The sequence below is a fragment of the Paenibacillus provencensis genome, from assembly GCF_042678545.1.
GTDB classification, from domain to species: Bacteria; Bacillota; Bacilli; order Paenibacillales; family Paenibacillaceae; genus Paenibacillus; species Paenibacillus provencensis.
Genome location: NZ_JBHTKX010000004.1, coordinates 94,824 through 116,778 on the forward strand (window position 1 = coordinate 94,824; position 21,955 = coordinate 116,778).

Sequence of the window (21,955 nt, forward strand, 5' to 3'; positions counted from 1 at the left end):
TAACCTCACAGGGTTCTCAAAGGTGCATTTGCTCCACTAAATCCACTGCGAGAGCTTTGGAACCCGAGATCCCTTTGATGTATTTCAAGGGACCATCATTGGACCAATCTACATCTTTTAAATTGTTAACCTTTTTGGTTATCATTTTGTAGTCCACTTTTCCTTCGTCACTAATACAACTTTCCATTAACTCGGCCCCTGCGATGGACAATGCATCCAAACAAACGATGTGAGTTAGACGCTGCCCCTTGTAATCAATCCACTGGGGATAAAATGTTTCTTTAATTGTGTTGTAATACATTAGAGCTAGGTGAAGCTTTGCTTCTTTTGCAAGTCTAGACGTCATGTTTTTTTTCGTCAGATAGGTGATGGTTCGATACAGGTTTTGCAAAGTAATATGTCTTCCTTTATTTCGTTTGCCGACAATACTGCCAATATGATAAAAAGGACTTTCCCCTCTTACGATCAGCTCTGTCGCAATCCAACTAATGTCATCAGACTGCCTAGTTAGATATTTACTCAATGATGGACCTATGCCCTTGGCCTTGGTATTAATAATGTTGAACAGCTGGATTTCCTCATCCTCATCCAAGTAATGAAAAGCTACAAAAGGAACATTAAGCTCAGAGTTTGTTTCTTGTATATATCGCTTAATTCCACCTAACCTATGCTGTCCATCCATTAGAGAGGCTTTAGCCTTACAAATTAATCGGCCGAATGAAGGACGCTGCTTGTCATAAGCGACAAATTCCCAATTCGAAGCTGCATTTAATAACAAGGGCGTGAACAATGCATCATCACCCTTGGATAGATACAAGGAAAACTCGTTGCATCTTCGAATATCGACCGGACGTTGGTATCCCTTACCTGAAGGATCATCATACGACTTAACATAGGTTAGGGACATCGCATCATGTGCTGAAAATGAACTTTGATAAGCTATTTTGCCGCGCATCTTACATACAAGAACATTTTCAATAACGACTTGCTTCACTAAACTGGAATTCATGGTTGTCATCAAGCTCCTTGTTGTTTTTTCCAGATCTAACTATTGAAGTCACCAATATGAAGAAGAAATGAGGCTAAATCAATCTCGTCATCTTTATGAGAAGTCTTAAAATGATAAGATTTTAAACCTTCTTCGCTTATTTCTTCTGTATATAACAAACCAACAGTTTTATATCTTGCTTGAGTATGAACAATGTCTTGATTTATACCGTTCATAGAGGTGATCTTTGCTGCCTCTTCCACAGATAAACTAACTAATTCATTGACTTCCTGACTGCACTCTAACCGCAATAATTCAAATGCTTCCTCATCTGTAACCAGTATAAAGAGACAATTTTGATATAGTATATATCTATCAATCCTGAGTACTTTCCGACTATGGCATTCGTCGATCAAAACAAGCAGATTCACCTTGTTGTGACTACTCATGAGATAATTCTCCTTTATTTTTGATGACTTTTCGATATTTATTATACCCATTTTCCAGTTACTTTGTATACCCTATTTGTTTTAGTTTACATTGTCTATTATTGGGCATGAGGTGAATTTAATGGAATTCAAAGATACCGGGAATAGGATTCAAGAGCTTAGAAAGAGCAAATTCCGCAACCGAGGTCATTTTGCTCAGGCTCTCCAAACATCAGACGAAAATATTAAACGAATTGAAAGCGGACGAGGTTTACCGAGTATTGATTTACTTATTAAAATGTCGCTTGCTCTTGATGTGAGCACGGATTATCTGCTATTTGGTACAATGACTAATCCAGATGATGAAGCCACCTCCGCATTGATCCGACTGCAACGTCAACTCAGCCCCGCAGGTAAGAAAGCATTACATAACATTGCTACCGAAATATATATTCTTGAAAAAGGATAAAAAAATAATCGCCATAAGATTGGCGATTATTCACTGATTTAATTAGCCTAAGCTCGTATTATCTTTTGTATGTCGTGGTTTGTAATATCTCCTACAACGTTCCTCTGAGCTTCAATTAGAACGTTTCCGTTTAACCCGTTTAATATATTGAAATCATCAAAATCAGGCTCGAATACCCCTATTATCTCAAATGCATTCTGTAAAATAGGCACTAGCCAACCAATGAATCCAAGTGAAAGCTTGTGTAAAATCAGAGGATATCCTAGAGTGGTATCTGCCAAACCTAACGGCTTTTCTAGACCTAATTCTAACTCGATTTTATTTAGTAATGAGATAAAACTATCGTCACATTGTTCAAATCTTGGTATTGTCCGTGGTGGATAACGACCTATAAATTGCTCATTCATTGTCCTTAAGTCTTCAATTTCTGGAGTACCTACGCAAATTAAACAAACTCCTGATTTATTTGCAAGCCCCTTTACGAGTTCCATCGCCTGTGCTCTTGTTTTATTAGCGTAAGGCAGCAGGTAATTTAGTTCATCCAATATGAGCATTTCGGTTCGGTGTTTCTTCAATAGGTAAAGTGCCCTGTCTTTGAGCTGACCAACTTCAACTCTCCCATATAATTTAATTGCTCCAAGCCCCTCAATAATGTTGTTATAGAACTCCTTTGGGGTGAATCGATCCGGTATCTCCGCATAAACGACAGGTATAATATCTACTTGTGAACCTTCCTCATCATAATAAAATGTTATCTTATTTTGCTTAGCATATCGCTTAACGGCTTGAGTTTTCCCCACTCTCGATTTACCCATTAGAAACATATGATTAGGTGAATTGTCGTTATCAATCCCCCTACTTCTCCACATTCTTTTCGAGTCAAGTGATTTCCATATTTGTTTAACTTCCGGATGATCGATATATAAATTAATCACTCGATCTTGAAATTCAATGTATTTGTTTTTGTCCATAGGATCACCTCTCACCAAGTCGATGATTCAACTCTTCTACAAGACGAAGTAACTCATTATCACCATTCGAGAATGTTTTTTTCCCGGGTTTTGATTTTTCATTGAATTGCTCTAAACCTAGATTTACTATCTTCCTTCTGCCCTTATTCGTTTTCTGCATTTCAACCGTTCGATTCAATAATTTATCTTTAGACTGAAGGAGATCAGCTTCGTTTGGAATAACTCCTAATAATTTTGTCTTTTCACGAGAAATTTTCAATAACAATTTATATGTTTTTTTCCTCATTCCTTTCAGAAAACCATATGAAGGATTCACCGCACGTACCTTTGTATATTCAGTTGATAAATGATCTAATACATAGATATGTGATATATCATCAATATCATATTTCACTTTGTATTTAGGCCCATTAATCTGAATCCCTTTTCCTGATTCAATGTCATTGTAATATACATTATCCAAACGTACTCCTAGCCTAGTGAAGGCAAGGTCCTTTGTTGGTAATAGTGAAATATGGAATGCCTCTTCATCCTCATCGTCAATGTAATCATTTTGGCCCCCAATATTAAGCCCCCTTTGGTATTGCAAATAAGGTGTAGGACAATCAAATGGAAGCGATGAGTGGATATCATGATGATAAATATCCGTAATATATCGAGTTAATAATTCAGTAACGTCTTCCAACGTGTAGATAGCCTCAGCCTCTGAATCATAATCTCCTTTAGCCTCCACACTATTTTTCGTTGTTCCCGCCAACCGATGAATTAATTTAGTATTCACTGTTCCGAACAATCGTTCAATAGTTCCTCCCCAACGCGGAGTTGCCACCGGCCTATACATGACCTGGGATTCAAGAGTATTATCAATTAAGTATTTGATTTCCCGATTATTAAATTCTTTACCGTTGTCAAAGTAAATGATGTCTGGTACACCAAAGACTTCCCACTCATGAATCGTTCCATATTTATCTTTCACTCTTTTTTTCAATACACCGTGCTCTATTGCTTTTCGTACTTTGTTTGCCGAGGGGCTATCAAACGAGATATGCATACACCATACACAACGGCTGTATACATCAATTCCTAACGTCAGCCATGGGCGTCCAATGACCTCCAGTGTAGTTTCATCAACGACCAATATATCCAGTTCGGTATGATCGATTTGAACCATGTGAAGCGATGAATTAGCTTCAGAATTAGAAAACTGACCTGAGACAGAATCGTAGACTTCTGATGCAACAGTTCCATTACGCATTCGCAAAACCATTTCTTCATCTAAACGTTTCAACATAGCATAAACGGTGTTATAACCAAGTGGCGGCAGCCCAGCTCTCGAACATCTAACTTTAAGAATATCCTCAATTTCAGCATTGCTTGCTTGTTTTTTATTTAGATAATTTTGTTCAATTACTTCTTTTAAAATCGGTACATATTCTTTTTCCAAATAGGTTCGAATAGTACATAGCACCTTTTCCTTCTTTCGAGGATGACAAATCTCAATGGTTATCATGTCTTTCCGATTATATGGATTTTTCAGTTTTTCGGAAACGAGACCATGTATACCCAAATCGTTAAACTGTTCTTCTCTTCTGTATTTTCTCAAGTCCCTTTCTATAGTGCGGGTTGATACATCAAACTTATTAGCAATTAGTTGGATAAGCTGTTTCTGGGTCATCGATTTTGCGTTCTTCTCTTCACTGTCCAAGTATTCCGCTCTATACTTGTCTTGAAATCTAGTGATCGCCCTCTTGTCACCCGTCTTTGCTCGCTCAAGTAGTAGTATAGGCTGGATCATTTCATACTTGCGATCAATCTTCTCTCTTTTGCTATCTGATAGGGAGTCTAGAAAACCATTAAATTGAGAACTGCTCAAAAAATCCTTATTTCCCGAACGAACTGTAGCTTGTTTCTTCATAAGTTTAAATCCACTATCCTGGGTTAAATGGTAGTAATTCACCTCTTCGGTTATTAATTCACCAACGACTGGCTGGATGATCACATTTGGAAAATTTAATTCAATTACAACGTATCTTCTTCCATAAAGTTCGAATTCATCATTGAACCTAAGCGCTGAACGTCTCATTTAGATACTCCCTTCTTCAGAAAGCATGGTTTCCTCTAACATTACATATGAGTTTCCAATTCTAATCTCACTGTGGACGTGAACAGGTTCAAAAAGGTTAACCCAAATCTGAGCTTCGGCTATTAGATGATAAATGTGGGGAATAATATATTTCCGCTCACAAATACTCTCAAAACTACTAGCAAGTCTATCTATCGTACAATTTTCGAAATAGGGGATTTTGTACAAAAGTTGTGGAATTAGCTCTGAAAAGTGTTTTCTCTTCTTTTTATAGCGAATAATATTTTTTACATTGGAGATCACTATATTATCAGTAGATCTTGGATAAATGATAGAGTAGTTCCATTGCTCCGACCTTGCATATTCTTCGCAAGATAGATTGTGTCTAAGAAATGAGGCATAATTCTTATCTCCATCTTGAAGATCTTTTGCTTTAACTTGGAATAACATAGGGGGATGCCCAGTACGATACACCAAGACATCTGGGACATGGTTGTACACTCTCAATTCCTGATCCTTTATAACTGACACAGGAACATTAACAGGCTGGACATAATAACGAATGGTTTTGGGGTCAAGTTCGAGGAAATAGTAAAACAAACATTCGGTTAGAGATTCATACTCTATTGTTTTACTCATTTTCTGACTTCGTATGGAGCCGATATTGAAACCAAAGTAACGACTCATGGTATTATCTACTTTTCGTTTAGGATAATACAATCGATCTATCTCGCTCCAGTCGGTGTCATTCCAATTCATAACTCACCTCACCTAAAGATGATAGAAACCTTACTTAATACGAAATAATATCACAAAATAAATTGGAATTATAGACTCTTCTATTTTGGAATTGCTATATTCTAGTTCCACTTATACAAACAGAGAACATTACCGATTCAGTACATATATCATCAGTATTACCACTAATATAATTCCTTTCCTCTTCATAGTCCGTTGTTTCATTTTCTCAGATTTACTTAGGACTTTCGTAATTGGGTACATTGACTGAAGGAAAGCCAAAGGTACCACAAGTAATTACAACGGAAGCAACAGAGGAAGAGTTATTGCCCCTCGCTTATACGTTAGAAGAATATTCCATGCATCCGATAGCTAAAGCTGTTGTTGAGTACGTCAAAGAACAAGGACTCTCCCCACTACAAGGCGATAAGTTTAGAAACCTAGTAGGTAAAGGTGTATTAGCTAAAATAGGTGATCAGGAATATTATGTGGGGAACCTCAAATTATTTCTCGAGTAACCCGATTCTTTGCCGAACTGTTGCCTGAGAATAAAGTCTCTGCTATTAAACAGCTTCAAAACGAGGTCACTTAGTAGCAATGGTCGGAGACATAAATGATGCTCCTGCTCTTGCAACAGCTGATCTAGGTATCGCCATGGGTGGAGCTGGAACTGATACTGCAATGGAGACGGCTGATATTGTATTAATGGCTGATAATTTAGAAAAACTCCCTCATACGGTTAACCTTAGCCTTAAGGCGATTCGTATTATCAAGCAAAATATATGGTTTTCACTAATCATTAAGGCTGCTGCCTTAGTATATACCCCGATCTGTTTACTCCTTTGGATAGCCGTAATTAGCGATACCGGCGCAGCGATAATTGTGATTTTAAATATTATGCGATTATTAAAGGTTAAAATTGATATTGTAATAAAAAGAATCCCCACTTCTCAGTTCGGGGATTCTTTATTACTTCCAGATACAAATTGATAGCATTATTATCAGATTAATACAAGATTTGTTTAGTTATCTGCGGTGTGTACCTTTCTTTATTAAACTAACCTGCCCGTTGTAACAAAAAAGCAGCCGATCACATTGACCAGCTGCTTTTTGTATTATGCAATTAACTTTTCCCGATAGTTTGTTTAAGATTATTTACGAGACATTATTATTCAAGGGTTTACAACACAAATTGCCCTCGCCTTTTTCTAGAGTGGATTTCAAACTTTCAAGAACACCTGTCCAAGCCATTTTGTGCCAGTTAAATGCTTCAATCCAGTCCTCATTATCTTTAAAACCTTTATGTTCAACAATTACTTTTGTAGAATTTTCATTAACCGATTCAAAACTAACTTCGACAGTTGTTAGCGTATCTTCATTGTTCATTAGATCTTTAAACTGGTCTGGACCCTTCCAAGTAAAATTCAACTTTTGTTCAGGGATAAACTTAGTGATCTTACACCCTATCGTATTCATACCTGTTCTATCTCCAGGTATGAAGTATAGTTCGTATGTACCACCTTCCTTAGCCTCTATTACAGTTTCAGGTGCAAACCATTCAGAAACTCTTTCAGAAATTGTCCAAGCATACCATACTAAGTTTAATGGTGCATTAATGCTTACCTCTTTAATAAGAGTTTTATCATTTGTATTGGTTGTCAGAAAAATCGCCCCTTCTGTAAATTTTTTCAAATATATAGTAGCATTCATATAAGGTTTATGAAATAGCTTTCTTTATTTCCAATAAAAGTTATGATCATGATGTGGATGCTTATTACGAAAAAACCGAGTAAAAAGTTAAAAAGGCCGTTCGTCTGCTCGTAGCTTAATAGAAGAAAAGCAGCATATCATGATGATCTGACCTGCTGCTCTTTAATGATGAGTTAAATTTATTCTGTTGATAGAGAGGACACTGTGTACGGTGCATGGATTTTTCCCCTTACTGTGATCTGCTTTCATTCCATTTAAAACAACTTCTATTTAGAAGGGAATTACTTATGCAGCCGATCACTTATTTCAGTAAGATTCTCAGCAAACCCCACGAATACTCTATCATCTATAACTATAGTTGGTACTATCTGCTTCCCCGTTAGTTTCCGAACCTCTTCTGCATACGTGGCATTTTCTTCGCAGTTATATTCAGTAAAGGACACCTGATGTTCATTGAAAAATCGTTTAGCATAATTGCAATCACTACAAGTTGGAATCGTATAAATCTTAACAAAATCTCTACTCATCTCATCTCCTCCTTCTTCTTTGTGTTGATTATCCAGCTAAACTCTTTAGCTCATCAAGCGAGACCCGATTGACAAACTTACTGAACTTTTCTTTTCCTTTGGCATTAGCAATGTAATAATGAATAATGGCCTTAATAACCGGAACGAGCTGCTCTGCCGCTAGTCCAGTTAGTAACTTAGTTGCAATGGAAGCTTTTAGTCCCTTCGGTTCACCACCGATATAAATATCGAATGCACTCTTCATCTTGACTACACTAATATCTTTTAACAATGGCTCACTTGTTCCGAGTCCGCAACCTGCATAACCAATTTTTATTGGTGTTGGTGTTTCAATTCCAGCTACCGCTTCATTTAACCTTAGTGCTGTATCTAAACCGGCATCTTCTGCTCCTTTGCAAAAATTGCAAGCAATTAGACTTTTCACCACAAATCCAGACGGATAAACTTCTAATCCAGCTTCCCTTAGCTCTTTTGTAATTCTGTCTCTCTGATTGACCGGCACTTCCATGTAAAGCTGCTTGAATGGTGTCATTTCTAATTTTGTTTGACTATCTGCCAAAGCACCGATCTTTACTAACTGCTCTGGAGTGAAGAGGCTTCCGCCAATTTGTATTGGCGGATTGACAGCAATTTTAATGTTTTCTCCCATAACTAATCCCCCATGTAGATCATTAATGCTAGAGTTTCACACGTTGTAATCGTAAAGCATTTAGAACAACGGAAACTGAACTCAGTGCCATAGCTGCACCTGCTACCCAAGGTGCCAACAAACCGATAGCTGCGATCGGAATCCCAAGGGTATTGTAACCAAGAGCCCAGAAAAGATTTTGTTTGATGTTGCTCATTGTCTTACGACTCATATATATAGCGTCCGGAATGCTAGACAGATCCCCACGCATTAACGTAACGTCCGCAGCTTCCATAGCAACATCTGTGCCAGTGCCGATTGCCATTCCGATATCAGCTGTAGCGAGTGCCGGAGCATCGTTAATTCCATCCCCCACCATAGCAACCTTTTTACCTTCTGTTTGAAGTTTTTTTACTTCCTCTGCTTTACCTTCTGGAAGTACTTCCGCACGAACATGGTCGATGCCGACTTCAGCGGCAATCGCTTTCGCAGTTCGTTCATTATCCCCAGTGATCATAATGACCTGAATTCCCATATCCTTCAATCGGCTAACCGCAGCTTTTGATGTCTCTTTGATAGTATCCGCTACTGCCACCATTCCGGCATACTGACCATCAATTGCAACTAGCATTGCAGTTTTTCCAGACTCCTCCAAGGTCGCCATGTTTTCAAAGGCTTCTTTCGCGCCCACGCTGTATTTATCCATCAGCCTACGTGTTCCGATCAGGACATTCTTTCCTTCTACGGAAGCCTTGATGCCAAAACCGGGAATAGCCTCAAACGCTTCGGTTGCTGGAATCTCAATATTTCGATCTTGAATACCTGCAACAATTGCTTCTGCAAGCGGGTGCTCTGAATTTTTTTCAGCGGCACCAACAAGTCTTAGAAACTTCACTTTATCTATATTTGTTATTACATCTGTAAGTTCTGGCTTCCCTTTAGTGACAGTCCCCGTTTTATCAAGAATGATGGTGTCAATTTTATGAGTTTGTTCTAGGTGTTCGCCACCTTTGAATAGAATACCGAATTCAGCTGCCCGTCCGGATCCTGCCATAATAGATGTCGGAGTCGCCAGGCCAAGTGCGCAAGGACATGCAATAACAAGAATCGCAATTGCCTTTTCTAAAGATCCGGCAAAATCACTTGGAGTTATAAAGAAGTACCAAATTAAGAAGGCCAACACTGCGATACCAACAACGATTGGGACGAAAATGCCCGAGATCTTGTCGGCAATTCGTTGAATAGGAGCTTTCGAACCTTGGGCTTCCTCTACGACTTTCACGATCTGAGCTAATGCAGTTTCTTTGCCAACTTTCGTTGCTCGAACCCGAAGCATACCGTTTTTGTTAATCGTTGCTCCAATTACCGCATCGCCGGGTTTCTTTTCGACAGGTATGCTTTCTCCCGTCAACATGGATTCATCTATTGAAGATTCTCCTTCAATGACTTCACCATCTACAGGCACTTTGTTACCAGGACGTACAAGGATGATATCACCAACCAAAACCTCGTCTACTGGCATTGTTAATTCCTGGCCATCACGAATAACTAAAGCTGTCTTTGCCTGAAGTCCCATCAATGATTTAATAGCTTCTGAGGTACGTCCTTTAGCTTGGGCTTCAAACAATTTACCCATGACAACCAATGTAATGAGAACCGCACTTGTCTCAAAATACAAAGAAGGACCATGATGCATATCTCTGCCGCTTAAGTACCAAACCATTGTTAAATATAAACTGTAAAAATAAGCTGCAGAAGTACCTAGCGAGATTAGTACATCCATATTCGCACTGCCGTTACGAAGAGCTTTATAGGCGCCAACGTAAAAGTGCCACCCTATATAAAATTGCACTGGTGTTGCAAGTATCAATTGAAACCACGGATTCATAAAGATGTCCGGCATGTAAATCCAGGATGTAAAGGAGAAATGGGCAACCATACTCCACAACAACGGCAATGATAGGATTGCTGAGATGAGTAACCGTTGTTTCTGGCGCTTAGTTTCTTTTTCCCGGTGATCTTCAGCAGATTCGTTTTCATTCTTTAAGATGGCTTTGTAGCCTAGCTGGTTGACTTTGTTTTGCATATCAGAAACTGATATTTCATCAGGAGAATACTCAACCCGTGCCGATTCTAAAGCAAAATTGACGGTTGCATTCGTTACGCCGGGCAACTTTCCTAGACCTTTCTCTATCCGGTTGGCACATGCAGCACAGGTCATACCCTCAAGCTGAAATTGAGCGACTTCGCTTACCGTTTCGTAACCCAACTTACGGATGGTTTGCTCAAAATTCTCAATACTTATTTTAGTAGGATCATAATTAACACTTGCTTTTTCCAAAGCAAAGTTGACGTTTGCTGTAGTCACACCATCAAGTTTGCTCAATCCTTTTTCAATGCGATTTGCGCAGGCGGCACAAGTCATGCCGCTCACCCGCAAAGTTGTTTGTTTTATTGGAGTTGAACTTGTTTCCAATGTACTCACTCTCCGTCCATTAAAATTCACATAACATCATATCCTTGTTCTTCAATGGTTTCTTTAATTTGATCTAATGTTATCTTGTCTTCGTTATAGGTTATCTCCACAGCATTGCTGTTCAAATCCACCTTTCCAGATACCCCTATACTTTTCAGTGCACCTTCGATGGAGTTCACACAATGCTGACAGCTCATTCCCTCAACTTGCAAAGTCATATTTTTCATTTAAAATTCTCCCTTCAGTATCATTTTTTATAGTGTTTCCCTATAGATAAAATTAAATGAGTTTATATACCCCCCCACCGTATATAAAACCCCTTTTTAAAGGGCCTTGTTGAATGGGCCCTATATTTCATAAATCACTTCTGTTTCAATTTACTATACCCCCAGGGGGTATGTCAAGACAAAAAGTTTGAATTTTACAAAACTAGGTATCTGTTGATTTTAAGGCTTGAAGTTGTATCATTAGATCATCCTATAACATAAAAGATACTTCGTTATTTAAACATCTATTTCAATACAAAACACGAGGAGTAAATAGAATCATGATTACAGTATTAATAATAGACGATGAACAGAGAATGCTTGATCTATTGTCTCTTTATCTTACCCCCCTAGGGTATAAATGTATCAAAGTAAACTCAGCTGTAGATGCGTTGATTTATTTGGAATCAAATCAAGTAGACATAATTTTATTAGATATAATGATGCCAGATATGAATGGTTGGGAAGCATGCGAAAAAATCAGAAAAACTTCGAGTATTCCAATCATTATGCTTACCGCACGCAGTGAAAAATCTGATATTGTAAAGGGTTTAAATATCGGTGCTGACGATTATGTAATGAAACCATTTGATGATACTGAATTGGTCGCAAGGATAGAAGCCGTACTTCGAAGGGGAAAGACTGAAGAAGAAATAAATGAGTTATCCTTTAAAGGATTATCCTTAATAAAAGATTCGTTTGAAGCCCTTTATAAGAATATAAAGATTGAATTAACCCCCAAAGAGTTCTATATGGTCGATCTCTTCCTCAATAATCAAAACAGAGTTTTCTCAAGAGAACATCTAATCAGTAAGATTTGGGGATATGATGTTTTTATTGATGATCGTACCATTGATTCTCACGTTCGAAATATACGAAAAAAACTTCGAGATGCAGATTTTCCTGCTGATGATTATTTACACACTGTGTGGGGGGTAGGGTATAAATGGACAAGTGATAAAAATAAATCATAGAAAATAAAAGCAGAAGAAGGCTTGTAAGATGCTCTCTTCTGCTTTTGTTTAAGACAAATCACTCAGCAGCTGGTGCTAACTCATTTTCTGTTACCCATTTATGATTCTTAACTTCTTCGCTACCTGTAGTTGGGGTAAAATCAATCATATACACCGTTGTTCTTTCAGCAGAGTCAATTTTTACAGTTGCACCCTCCATACCTTCCATGTGAGATGCCTCTGTTTGCACTTCAGCCCCAGGCGCTAATGGTTCTTCACCTGCATCAATTAGTTCTTCATGAATTACCCATTTATGATTTTCTACGGGTTCTCCACCTGTAGTCGGGGTATAAGAAATCGCATAGGCTGTAGTATCATAAGCACCAACAATAGTTGCTTCAGCGCCTTTCATTCCCTCCATATGCCCTTCTTTAATAATTGCTTTAGTACCGACAGGATACTTAGGATTTTCTGCTTCCTTTAGATACTCTGGTACTTCACCTGAAGTCGAATGGTTCATCTCAGAGTGATCCATTCCTGTATTTTCTTCTGTACCTTGATTCATGTCCGTATTTCCATTTTGATTTTCATCATTAGCGCCACCGCACGCAGAAAGCATGAGCGCTGTGATTAGTGTAATAATACCGATCATCAATTTTTTGTTTTTGAACATAATTAATTCCTCCTTTATTTACCCTCACTATAACCACTAAATTTGCAGAAAATATGGAGCAGTTAGACATAAAACCTTACAGACGACACATTTTTAATTAAACAAATTCCAAAGTCATTTTAAATATTTCCTGGAAGGTGTACGTAATATACATAAAAGAGTTATTTTGAAATAAGAATTTGCTTCTGAAAAATTAAGAAAAGAGCACTAGCAAAGTGCTCTTCTCTAATATTCCTTTTCTAAATACACTTCAAATCTTGTTCCTTTCTCTACTTCACTAGATACAAGAATAGATCCATTGTGTAACTCAACCAACATTTTCGTTATGGCAAGTCCTAGACCACTTCCTCCATGTTCTCTCGACCTTGATTTCTCGACCCGGTAAAATCTTTCAAATAAGAAGGGGAGTTCTTCTTTTGAAATCCCTGATCCCGTATCTGTAACCGAAATACATACCATATTATTATTAACTTGCTGTGCTGATACTTCTATAGAGCCCTCCTTCGTATACCGAATGGAGTTATCCAATAAGTTCAAAAAGATTTGTTCAAGTCGACCAGAATCCCCACTAACTATAAACGTTGAGTCGATATGATTTTTAATTGTTATCCCTTTGTTCTCCGCTCTCATAGACACTTTATTGACAACTTGTTCTATAATTTTATTGATACATACCGCATCTTTATATAGTGTCAATTTACCTTCTTCCATCTTGGATAAATCAAATAAATCAATAATCAAGCGATTAAGCCGTTTAGCTTCCTGTGATATGATGTCTAAGTATTTTTTCATATCTTCTTCAGTCTCATAAAGTCCCTTTGATATTACGTTTGCATAACCTTCAAGGTACATAATTGGCGTTTTAAGTTCGTGTGAGATATTAGCAAAAAACTCAGTACGTGTATCTTGATATCGTTGCAGGTCTTTTGCAAGATCATTTATTGCAGCTGCTAATGAGCCAATTTCATCCTTAGTACTCACTTCTACTCTACTATCAAGATGACCAGCAGCTATTTTTCTAGTAGCTTTCTCCATTTGAACCAAAGGTCCAGACATCTTTCTTGATAAAAAAAATGAAACACCCACCGCTATGATAAAACCGATCAATCCAGTTAAACATAAGAGCTGTCTTACCTCCAATATAGAGGCATTAACGATATCAAGTGAAGAAATCACAAGAACTCCACCCTCAATATCCAACAATGGTTTACCAGAGATTAGGTAAGATTCTCCATTCTTAGCACTATAGTTTATCATAAATGATTCTCCGTTAAGCAATCTATTGATTTCAGTTGCGGTAATGAAATTCACATGATGATTAGAGGCCTTATTTGATTTACCTAATAATTCTCCTTGCCTATCTAAAACAAAGATCTCCACCTTCGAAAATTCTACCATAGTGGATATCAAATCTGTAGGTATGCTCTTACTAGAATGTACCATTTCGACAAAATGGGATGACATTTCGGCCACATCTTGTTGTGCTTTTTGATAATACATATTCGAAAAGATTTTATCAACGACATACCCCAAGGAAAGCAGAACCACTAACAGCAGAGATACGATAATAATTCCTAATTTAAAAGCTATTCGATTCATTTTGATGACCACCGTTCTATTAATTTTTCCAGATATATGACTTAAATTATTTATCAAATATTTCAAGTAGTAATGTTTTTCAAAATTCTATTGTAATTTCGAAACCCATGATCTCCTTAAAACCCAAACGTTTATCCACCATAAGCATAAGATTGTTTATTATTATTATACGCCTGAACTTTGAATATTTTGTGCATAAGCCATGACTTACCGATTTAAAGTTCTTAGTTCTGGCTATAGTTAGCTTTTCAAAGTGATATTTATACTTCGAACTAATCATTGATTAAATTAGCTTTTAGAAAATAGATTTTTTATTTTCACTCGTTATCTCCACATATTCTGCACATTTTTGGTTAATTTACATTCAAGTCCTTGAGTATGTATCGAGGATTAATTGTAAATAGTAATTACGTATGTAAAAAATTAATCACTGAAAGGAGAATGGAAATGTCACATGAACAGTATAAACAATGTATAGAGGAATGCTTACGATGTATGGTGACTTGTAATCACTGCTACGATGCTTGTTTAAAAGAAGAAGACATTAAAATGATGGCAGAATGTATTCGTCTAGATCGGCTATGTGCCGACATCTGCTCTTTTGCTGCAACAGCAATGAGCAGCAATTCACCATTTATCAAAGAAATTTGCTCATTGTGTGCTGAGATATGCCAAGCATGTGGTGATGAGTGCAAAAAACATAGTCATGACCATTGCCAAAAATGTGCGGAAGCTTGTTTTAAATGTGCAGATGCATGTCGTAACATGGCTGCATAACATAAAAAAGTATACTACTTTTATAACCGCTCCCAGTAACTGGAGCGGTTATTTTTGATTAAATCTGAAACAGTTTTTGAAATAAAAAAAGACATATTAATTACAAATTTGTTATGATATTACCTGTCATAAAATATGACCCACTTCTTGTTAAGTTGTCGATTATTTATGAAAAACCTTTCTAAATTAAATAAATCCTCATGAAATCATAAGAAGCAACAAATTTTACAGGTTATAATTGACAAGTCTCGATTTATACACTACAGTTATTAGTGTTACAATATTTTAATTATTTTGCCGAATTTAAATTTATTTAAAACGGGGGAACCACTTTGGGTGAATTGTTCAAAATAGTGTTGAATATAGGTAACCTTCTACCGAATCCTTAAGCTAACTCCGTAGGCATCGAAGGGAGAATATTATACTTGAAAAAAATTATCATGTCTTTATTAGGGTCTGTTATTATTATTTCTTCTGGTACCACAAGTGCATTTGCTGATGACAAATCAAAATTACAATCAGAAGTCAGCCAAGTGGTAGGAACACCTTATAAATGGGGAGGAACGACCGCAGCAAGTGGCTTTGATTGCTCCGGCTTCATATTATACATATTTGATAAATTTAATCAAAACCTTCCTAGAACCTCAGCTGCTCAAGCTAAAACAGGCACTGCGGTAGCAAAAAGCAATTTAAGAACTGGGGATTTAGTTTTCTTCAATACAAGTGGAAAGGGAATATCTCATGCGGGAATTTACATAGGGGATGGACAATTTGCTCATTCTTCGAGCAGTAAAGGAGTAAGAGTAAGTAAACTCTCGGAAACATACTACAAGCAACGGTACGTTACAGCCAGAAGAACAATTGATGATAAGAGTTTTTCTAATATGGTTGATGACTCTCATTAAAGAGGGAAGGACAAGCTATATTTACAACCCCGCCCTTATGAAGGGGTTTTGACTGAATTATTTCGAATCAAATTTTGATACACAATCTGCCCGGCATCTTCATGAAATAAGCAGCCGATCGCTATGACCCATACGTTCTTACGTTTCCCGTTACTTAACGAAATGAAGCACCTGAAAAACAGAAACTGATTTGAACAAATTACAGTAATAACTTAAGTCTCTGTGCACATAAAAAACTCTACATTTTTTCTTTATAGATGCCACTTACCCCCGGATATTAACTTCCGGGGGTAAGTGGCGTCGGGAGATCTTAGTATATACTTTGCCTTGGATTCAATATTACTTTATAAATAGACTCTTAGTATAAAGAGAGAAAGTGCATTGATAAGTGTTAACTCGGTTTAAAGCATACGATGGTTCAGTTACCAAGTTCTCGAATTTATCGAAACCGTAGGTTGAGATTGCTTTTTCAGTAAGCCTGGTGTCGACACTTTACTCCATTAGCTACATTATCTGAAATAAAAAAATCGGATATTAGCTGGCACAAAATTAGCTAGTTACATATAGTGGGGTAAGCGTAAATATCGGGAACACAAATACAGTAACAAAAATATTTGCAACTGAAGCTCCGATGTTTCTAACACTGAAAAGGGTGTTCGGCCGTCGTTGTGCAGATTAGAGCAGTATAGAATGAAACGATTTAATGAGTATTTAGCTGGCGTACCTTGCTGGACACGCTATGATAAATACCTTTATCTTTTCAAAGCGTATAACTGTGATGTGTAGACGCTACATTGATCACTATGGACATTTTTCATTTTTATACTCCACTCTATTTTCTGTTGCAATGTAGAAAGCCCTATCAAGTACAGAGCTTTCTATTATATTATTTGATTTATTCAGTTGAACGAGGTGCTTCGGTTAACCCGATTTCTGCATCGTATGCATCAAATATTTTTCGAGCAATGGGCGCAGCGCTCATAGAGCCGTATCCCCCTTCTGGAACAACTACTGCAACGGCAAGTTTAGGATTTTCACGCGGTGCAAATGCGATGAACACGCCATTTTCAACATTTATGGCTTCACCATCTTTATATATCGTCTGTTGGGAGGTACCTGTTTTCCGGGCAAAGTCATATGGAAATCCTGAAAAAGCAACATCTACATTTGTAGCCATTCCCCTGTGAATGGTTTCCCAATAAGCTTCATTAAACTCCACTTCATTAAGAATTTTAGGATCGATTCTTTCGACTACATTTCCGCTTGAGTCCCTTATTTCTTTAACTAAATGCGGTTCCATTCGTTTACCTTTGTTAGCTAACATAACTGCATATTGTGCGAGCTGCATAGTCGTGTATTTGCCCTGTTGACCGAAAGAAGCGAAAGCTAAGCCTGTAAGTGACGTTTGATTCTCTTGGTTATACTCAATTCTCCCTCTAAATTCCCGAGGTAAATCCACCCCCGTATCTACACCAAGTCCGAATTCTTTCATATATTGATCCCAAACATCAATTCCTTCATTACCATATTTAATCCACAGTTTTTCACCAATTAAATCGACCATAAATGCATTCGAAGAGTTTTGAATAGCTGTGTCTGGATAGAGAAGCCCCATAACCGTACTCCCTGAATTCCGCACTCGTGTATTATCACTTCCAAATTCCGCATAACCTCGGTCTAAGTAAGGAGTATTAGGACTGAATAACCCTTCGTTTAATCCAATAAGTACGCTTAACGGCTTAATAGTCGACCCTAACAATACTGTTGATTCTGGATGCTGTCCTGTATCATTGGGAGGAAAGGATTCAACCGTTCCGTTTCGATAAATATACTTTATGCTTTCATAGTCCCAAGCTGCATTTGGATTGTAATCAGGCATACTAGCCATAGTCACCACATTCCCCGTATCGACTTCCATTGCTACAGCGAATCCTGTCTTTGCATTTGGATGCAGCTTTCCCGACACTGGATTTCGCTGCAGCCATTCAAGCTGATCGAGAATAGCCTGTTCTGTCTGGATTTGCACTTCTCTGTTAATGGATGATACAATATCTAATCCTTTTTGAGGTGGCTCAATGACTGTCCCCTCTTCAGGCAAATTCAGAGAGTTTATTGGAATTTTACTATATCCACTTTTTCCGCGAAGCACGTCCTGATACTGGAGTTCAAGGCCATCTACGCCCACTGGTTCAAGTTCGGAATAAATCAAACCGGGATCCATTTGAGTATCATTTTGTTCATTGATTTCTTCATATTTACTGATGGTCTTTGATGTCTTGAAGGTCTTCAGATAGCCTATAGCCTGAACAGCTACCGTTTCATCATCGTATTTGCGGACGGTTTCTTCAATTATACTTATACCTGGAAAATCCATTTTGTTTTGCATAAAGTATGCAATTTCTTTATCTGATAAATTGCTTTTTATAAGTCTCGGGGTATATCCAAGAGCTTGCCTGAATTCAAGGTCCATCGCTTCCACAATCTCCTCTACTGACATGTCTTCAGCTTCCGGATCTTTATATTTTGAAAATACATCACTTAGACGTTCGGCTATGCCTAAAACTTCCACTCGATTGGGATTAGCTGGACCACCTTCAGACTGACTATAGTTTTTATATAATGTAATATATAAAGATTGAGCAGGTTCTGAATAAGCCAGTTTATATTTACCGGTGGAATCATATATGGTTCCTCGAACAGGAAGTAGAGGAGTACTCTTGGTTACACTTTCGCTTTCTTTCTGTGCTAGTACTGGCCCTTCCACAAATTGTAATACAGCTAAGCGAATAATAATGATAGAAAAAACAATAAAGGTACCAAAAAAAAACAGATTCAGCCGAAAATGGATACGTTGCTTCTCTGAACTTTCATTTTTACTTCGTAACTTAAACTTTGACATAACGATTACCTCACTACATATTAAAGAATTGCTATAAAAGTAACTGATAAATTTGGAGGAAGTATGGAGTATGCATTTTTTTTACATTTATACCTTTATTAAAAAGGGAAACTCCTAATATGATTAGGAGTTTCCCTTTTTAATTCTAATTTAATCTATATAATTAATGACGTGTTACCCCATTTGTTCCCATACTTCTTTCAAAAAATTTATTGTATTTTTTCTTTATTTCATATTAGCTAATGGTCGTAATCATTTAAATAAACATAAGACTCATCATATCCTGTAATAATCGTACTGGAATCTGGGTTATCAAATGAATGAATGCATGTCACCGATTTAATCGTCATAGGGATTGCAAAATCGCATTCATCCCTTGCCGTCTTATATGGAGTCGTGTCCCTCTTGATATATTTAGCGGAATCCATCATATCTGCCTGTACACCTGCATAATTTAGCAGCATGGTCACACTGATTACTTCGTAGTCCCTCCGTAGTTTAGGCATTTGATTAATTAATGGTGTACCTATGATCTTTAAACTTGCTTCAGCTCTATATACTTCCCCTATGTGGTGATTATTCTTATTCCCATATATATTTTTGAATCCTATACAATTCTGCAGATTCTAAGACTTGATTAAATCTTGACAAAAATCAATACATATTCTTCGTTTATAGATTTAAAGTTTTGCAAACTAATTCTGTCACTTCTTCTCTCTTATAAAAGATGACTCAAGAACGTTAACATATCCTCATAAAAAGACCGTACAAATGCGGTTATCTTTTGTAAACAATTCAAATAACAGAATAGGCCTCAATCGTTTTATTCTTGTAAAACCTAACTAATATCTCTGTTTCTAACAATTATAAAACAAAGAAATAAAAACTATTGATATTACAAATAAAATAACTCTTTTCTCCAATTTCTTCCTTTATACAGCCTTGAGATTCAGCCGATTTCGTTCTAGGATGAAGGTTTGATGCCAAATAATAAAGATAATTATGGTCCAAAGCTTTCGACTCGCATCTACCTTCCCCTCTTTATGTTTTTCAAGTAACTCGAGTGTGTATGACTTGTTAATCCATCTTTCAATAGGAGCGGTTTCAATCAAAGATTTTACCCATTGATACCACTCATTTCTCAACCATACTCTTGTTGGGACAGGGAAACCGAGTTTTCTTCTGTTCTGTACATCTCCTGGCACGATTTCTTTCATCGCTTCTCTTAGCAATACTTTAGTAGCCTGAGGAGTGACTCTGTACTTTGTTGGAATTGTTGAAGCGAATTTAAACACTTCTACGTCTACAAAAGGCACCCGAAGCTCTAAGGAATTTGCCATGGACATCTTATCTGCTTTAGTGAGTATATTGCCTCTGAGCCAGGTATGAATATCAATATATTGCATCTTCGTTACATCGTCGTGGTGAGAAACTTTTTCATATAATGGTGCCGTTATAAAATCAGTAGCTGTGAACGCGGCTCTTTCCATGAATTGTGTAGAAAGAATTGAGACTTTATCCTTCTCATTGAAGATTTTCGCATTTCCTACATACCGTTCTTTCAGTTCTTTACTACCTCGTTCCAAAAAGCTCTTACCCTTCATGTCTGTTGGCATTAATCCTGCTATAAAACCAGCCATCTTTCTTAATTCTGGATTTAAAAGACTGAACCATCTCAGTGAATAGGGTTCTTTATAAATATTATATCCTCCAAAAAACTCATCCGCACCTTCCCCAGAAAACGCAACTTTCACCTGTTGACTAGCTAATTTAGATGCGAAATAGAGTCCCACTGCAGATGGATCAGCAACGGGCTCATCCATATGCCAAACCAGCGTTGATATTGCCTCCTTATAATCTTTAGATGTAACGCAGATCTCGTAGTGATCCGTTCCGAGAAAGGCAGCTGTTCTTCTAGCTTGATCCAGCTCACTGTACCCTGGCATGTCAAATCCAACGGAGAAAGTTTTAGTCGGTTCTAAACTCTGAAGAATGCCAACAATACTACTGGAGTCAATCCCTCCTGATAAAAAAGCACCTCTTGTAACATCAGAATTCCTGTGTATTTTTACCGAATCTGTCAATACGCTCCGAGCCTCTTCCGCTAAATCACTGAATGATCGATTATTCTCTTGAGGATTAAATTTGACTTCATAGTATGGCTCAACCTTTATTTTCTCGTTTTGAATAATCATTGAGTGGCCGGCTTCTAACTTTTTTATGGATTTAAACATAGTCGATGGTTCAGGAACATACTGATACGTTAGATAGTGGTAAAGTGAATTTTCATCCACCTCGACATTAAAATGTTCATCGGCTAAAAAAGACTTTATTTCCGATCCAAACATAAACCGATCTTCTAATTCCGAGTAATACAAGGGCTTTATTCCGAAAGGATCCCGTGCTATAAAAAGTTGCTGTTTTCTTGAATCCCAAATTGTGAATGCGAACATACCACGTAAATAGGTGGGACACTCCGTTCCGACTTCTTCATATAGACGTAGAAGTACTTCCGTATCTGAGGTTGTAGTGAATACGTGACCTTTTATAGTTAACCAGTCTCTGAGCTCTTTATAGTTGTAAATTTCCCCGTTAAATACAAGAGCTATATCTTTGTCTTGGTTTTTAAATGGTTGTGCTCCATTCTCAATATCAATAATGCTAAGTCTTTTAAACCCAAGCCCTGCAGATCCGTCTATATGGTAACCTTCGGCATCTGGTCCACGATGCTCTATAATTTTCGTCATCTTTTGAAGCATAACGAAATCAATAGGAATTTGTTTTTTGTTATAAACGGATATGAATCCACACATTAGCTAGTATCCCCTTTAAAGTTAGTAACTCTAATTTAGCAGCAATTTTTGT

General features: G+C 37.3%; 19 protein-coding genes, 1 pseudogene and 1 riboswitch. Of the genes and pseudogenes, 5 read left to right on the top strand and 15 right to left on the bottom strand.

The annotated features are described in order from the left end of the window. Window positions 1-16: 16 nt before the first annotated feature. Window positions 17-1,009, bottom strand: a complete 993-nt coding sequence (locus ACFQ3J_RS21045; RefSeq protein ID WP_379293918.1) for a DGQHR domain-containing protein — start codon at window positions 1,007-1,009, stop codon at window positions 17-19. 35 nt (window positions 1,010-1,044) lie between these two features. Beyond that, window positions 1,045-1,437, bottom strand: a complete 393-nt coding sequence (locus ACFQ3J_RS21050; protein WP_379293920.1) for a hypothetical protein — start codon at window positions 1,435-1,437, stop codon at window positions 1,045-1,047. 121 nt (window positions 1,438-1,558) lie between these two features. Here ACFQ3J_RS21050 and ACFQ3J_RS21055 point away from each other — a divergent pair, with 121 nt between their 5' ends. Beyond that, window positions 1,559-1,885, top strand: coding sequence for a helix-turn-helix domain-containing protein (locus ACFQ3J_RS21055; protein WP_379293922.1), 327 nt, complete (start codon window positions 1,559-1,561; stop codon window positions 1,883-1,885). Window positions 1,886-1,932: 47 nt separating this feature from the next. On the opposite strand, the gene ACFQ3J_RS21060 is transcribed toward ACFQ3J_RS21055, so the two are convergent. The 3 genes from ACFQ3J_RS21060 to ACFQ3J_RS21070 are packed head-to-tail and all read right to left on the bottom strand — an operon-like array spanning window position 1,933 to window position 5,698. After that, window positions 1,933-2,856 carry a TniB family NTP-binding protein gene (locus ACFQ3J_RS21060; RefSeq protein WP_379293924.1) on the bottom strand — a complete coding sequence of 308 codons (924 nt, stop codon included), beginning with the start codon at window positions 2,854-2,856 and terminating at the stop codon, window positions 1,933-1,935. A 4-nt stretch (window positions 2,857-2,860) separates the two neighbouring features. Further along, window positions 2,861-4,939, bottom strand: coding sequence for a hypothetical protein (locus ACFQ3J_RS21065; protein ID WP_379293926.1), 2,079 nt, complete (start codon window positions 4,937-4,939; stop codon window positions 2,861-2,863). Then, entirely contained in the window at window positions 4,940-5,698 is a 759-nt protein-coding gene (locus ACFQ3J_RS21070) for a hypothetical protein (protein WP_379293928.1), read from the bottom strand. It lies immediately after the preceding gene. Window positions 5,699-5,934: 236 nt separating this feature from the next. Between ACFQ3J_RS21070 and ACFQ3J_RS21075 the strand changes: the two are divergent. Beyond that, a pseudogene (locus tag ACFQ3J_RS21075) lies at window positions 5,935-6,667 on the top strand (HAD-IC family P-type ATPase); the annotation flags it as partial. 165 nt (window positions 6,668-6,832) lie between these two features. On the opposite strand, the gene ACFQ3J_RS21080 reads toward ACFQ3J_RS21075, so the two are convergent. The 5 genes from ACFQ3J_RS21080 to ACFQ3J_RS21100 all read right to left on the bottom strand — a co-directional run bounded on the left by ACFQ3J_RS21080 (window position 6,833) and on the right by ACFQ3J_RS21100 (window position 11,245). Further along, complete coding sequence (locus tag ACFQ3J_RS21080) at window positions 6,833-7,339, bottom strand: SRPBCC family protein (RefSeq protein WP_379294010.1); 507 nt, start codon at window positions 7,337-7,339, stop codon at window positions 6,833-6,835. A gap of 329 nt (window positions 7,340-7,668) precedes the next feature. Beyond that, window positions 7,669-7,914, bottom strand: a complete 246-nt coding sequence (locus tag ACFQ3J_RS21085) for a glutaredoxin family protein (protein ID WP_379293930.1) — start codon at window positions 7,912-7,914, stop codon at window positions 7,669-7,671. Window positions 7,915-7,942: 28 nt separating this feature from the next. After that, window positions 7,943-8,563: a nitrite reductase gene (locus ACFQ3J_RS21090; RefSeq protein WP_379293932.1), complete on the bottom strand. Its 621-nt coding sequence runs from the start codon at window positions 8,561-8,563 to the stop codon at window positions 7,943-7,945. Window positions 8,564-8,591: 28 nt separating this feature from the next. Further along, window positions 8,592-11,018, bottom strand: coding sequence for a heavy metal translocating P-type ATPase (locus ACFQ3J_RS21095; RefSeq protein ID WP_379293934.1), 2,427 nt, complete (start codon window positions 11,016-11,018; stop codon window positions 8,592-8,594). Window positions 11,019-11,044: 26 nt separating this feature from the next. Beyond that, complete coding sequence (locus ACFQ3J_RS21100; RefSeq protein ID WP_090727193.1) at window positions 11,045-11,245, bottom strand: copper ion binding protein; 201 nt, start codon at window positions 11,243-11,245, stop codon at window positions 11,045-11,047. Between the two features lie 320 nt (window positions 11,246-11,565). On the opposite strand from ACFQ3J_RS21100, the gene ACFQ3J_RS21105 reads away from it, so the two are divergent. After that, on the top strand, window positions 11,566-12,258 hold the full coding sequence (locus ACFQ3J_RS21105) for a response regulator transcription factor (RefSeq protein WP_379293936.1): 693 nt from the start codon (window positions 11,566-11,568) through the stop codon (window positions 12,256-12,258). Window positions 12,259-12,316: 58 nt separating this feature from the next. Here ACFQ3J_RS21105 and ACFQ3J_RS21110 read toward each other — a convergent pair whose 3' ends face one another. After that, window positions 12,317-12,910, bottom strand: coding sequence for a YdhK family protein (locus ACFQ3J_RS21110; RefSeq protein WP_090727196.1), 594 nt, complete (start codon window positions 12,908-12,910; stop codon window positions 12,317-12,319). A 225-nt stretch (window positions 12,911-13,135) separates the two neighbouring features. Beyond that, the gene (locus tag ACFQ3J_RS21115; RefSeq protein ID WP_379293939.1) at window positions 13,136-14,509 is read right to left on the bottom strand and encodes a sensor histidine kinase; all 1,374 of its coding nucleotides are present in this window, start codon (window positions 14,507-14,509) and stop codon (window positions 13,136-13,138) included. Window positions 14,510-14,956: 447 nt separating this feature from the next. Between ACFQ3J_RS21115 and ACFQ3J_RS21120 the strand changes: the two genes are divergently transcribed. Both ACFQ3J_RS21120 and ACFQ3J_RS21125 read left to right on the top strand, forming a co-directional pair. Beyond that, entirely contained in the window at window positions 14,957-15,286 is a 330-nt protein-coding gene (locus tag ACFQ3J_RS21120; protein ID WP_090727198.1) for a four-helix bundle copper-binding protein, read from the top strand. Between the two features lie 285 nt (window positions 15,287-15,571). Continuing rightward, window positions 15,572-15,706: riboswitch (cyclic di-AMP (ydaO/yuaA leader) on the top strand. Window positions 15,707-15,711: 5 nt separating this feature from the next. Then, window positions 15,712-16,191 (top strand): C40 family peptidase, encoded by a 480-nt coding sequence (locus ACFQ3J_RS21125; protein ID WP_090727199.1) that lies wholly within the window; start codon window positions 15,712-15,714, stop codon window positions 16,189-16,191. A gap of 895 nt (window positions 16,192-17,086) precedes the next feature. On the opposite strand, the gene ACFQ3J_RS21130 is transcribed toward ACFQ3J_RS21125, so the two are convergent. From ACFQ3J_RS21130 to asnB, 3 genes are all read right to left on the bottom strand, one after another. Then, window positions 17,087-19,090 carry a peptidoglycan D,D-transpeptidase FtsI family protein gene (locus ACFQ3J_RS21130; RefSeq protein WP_090727201.1) on the bottom strand — a complete coding sequence of 668 codons (2,004 nt, stop codon included), beginning with the start codon at window positions 19,088-19,090 and terminating at the stop codon, window positions 17,087-17,089. 239 nt (window positions 19,091-19,329) lie between these two features. Further along, a complete protein-coding gene (locus ACFQ3J_RS21135; protein ID WP_143042152.1) occupies window positions 19,330-19,560 on the bottom strand; it encodes a hypothetical protein in 231 nt (76 codons plus the stop codon). 462 nt (window positions 19,561-20,022) lie between these two features. Further along, window positions 20,023-21,903: an asparagine synthase (glutamine-hydrolyzing) gene (gene asnB, locus ACFQ3J_RS21140; RefSeq protein WP_090727204.1), complete on the bottom strand. Its 1,881-nt coding sequence runs from the start codon at window positions 21,901-21,903 to the stop codon at window positions 20,023-20,025. Between the last annotated feature and the right edge of the window lie 52 nt (window positions 21,904-21,955).

What these genes read in the sequence shown, in the direction of transcription:
- ACFQ3J_RS21045 (WP_379293918.1), bottom strand. Translation starts at nt 1,009, where the DNA reads ATGAATTCCAGTTTAGTGAAGCAAGTCGTTATTGAAAATGTTCTTGTA.
- ACFQ3J_RS21050 (WP_379293920.1), bottom strand. Translation starts at nt 1,437, where the DNA reads ATGAGTAGTCACAACAAGGTGAATCTGCTTGTTTTGATCGACGAATGC.
- ACFQ3J_RS21085 (WP_379293930.1), bottom strand. Translation starts at nt 7,914, where the DNA reads ATGAGTAGAGATTTTGTTAAGATTTATACGATTCCAACTTGTAGTGAT.
- ACFQ3J_RS21115 (WP_379293939.1), bottom strand. Translation starts at nt 14,509, where the DNA reads ATGAATCGAATAGCTTTTAAATTAGGAATTATTATCGTATCTCTGCTG.
- ACFQ3J_RS21100 (WP_090727193.1), bottom strand. Translation starts at nt 11,245, where the DNA reads ATGAAAAATATGACTTTGCAAGTTGAGGGAATGAGCTGTCAGCATTGT.
- ACFQ3J_RS21070 (WP_379293928.1), bottom strand. Translation starts at nt 5,698, where the DNA reads ATGAATTGGAATGACACCGACTGGAGCGAGATAGATCGATTGTATTAT.
- ACFQ3J_RS21055 (WP_379293922.1), top strand. Translation starts at nt 1,559, where the DNA reads ATGGAATTCAAAGATACCGGGAATAGGATTCAAGAGCTTAGAAAGAGC.
- ACFQ3J_RS21130 (WP_090727201.1), bottom strand. Translation starts at nt 19,090, where the DNA reads ATGTCAAAGTTTAAGTTACGAAGTAAAAATGAAAGTTCAGAGAAGCAA.
- ACFQ3J_RS21060 (WP_379293924.1), bottom strand. Translation starts at nt 2,856, where the DNA reads ATGGACAAAAACAAATACATTGAATTTCAAGATCGAGTGATTAATTTA.
- ACFQ3J_RS21120 (WP_090727198.1), top strand. Translation starts at nt 14,957, where the DNA reads ATGTCACATGAACAGTATAAACAATGTATAGAGGAATGCTTACGATGT.
- ACFQ3J_RS21110 (WP_090727196.1), bottom strand. Translation starts at nt 12,910, where the DNA reads ATGTTCAAAAACAAAAAATTGATGATCGGTATTATTACACTAATCACA.
- ACFQ3J_RS21105 (WP_379293936.1), top strand. Translation starts at nt 11,566, where the DNA reads ATGATTACAGTATTAATAATAGACGATGAACAGAGAATGCTTGATCTA.
- ACFQ3J_RS21090 (WP_379293932.1), bottom strand. Translation starts at nt 8,563, where the DNA reads ATGGGAGAAAACATTAAAATTGCTGTCAATCCGCCAATACAAATTGGC.
- asnB (WP_090727204.1), bottom strand. Translation starts at nt 21,903, where the DNA reads ATGTGTGGATTCATATCCGTTTATAACAAAAAACAAATTCCTATTGAT.
- ACFQ3J_RS21065 (WP_379293926.1), bottom strand. Translation starts at nt 4,939, where the DNA reads ATGAGACGTTCAGCGCTTAGGTTCAATGATGAATTCGAACTTTATGGA.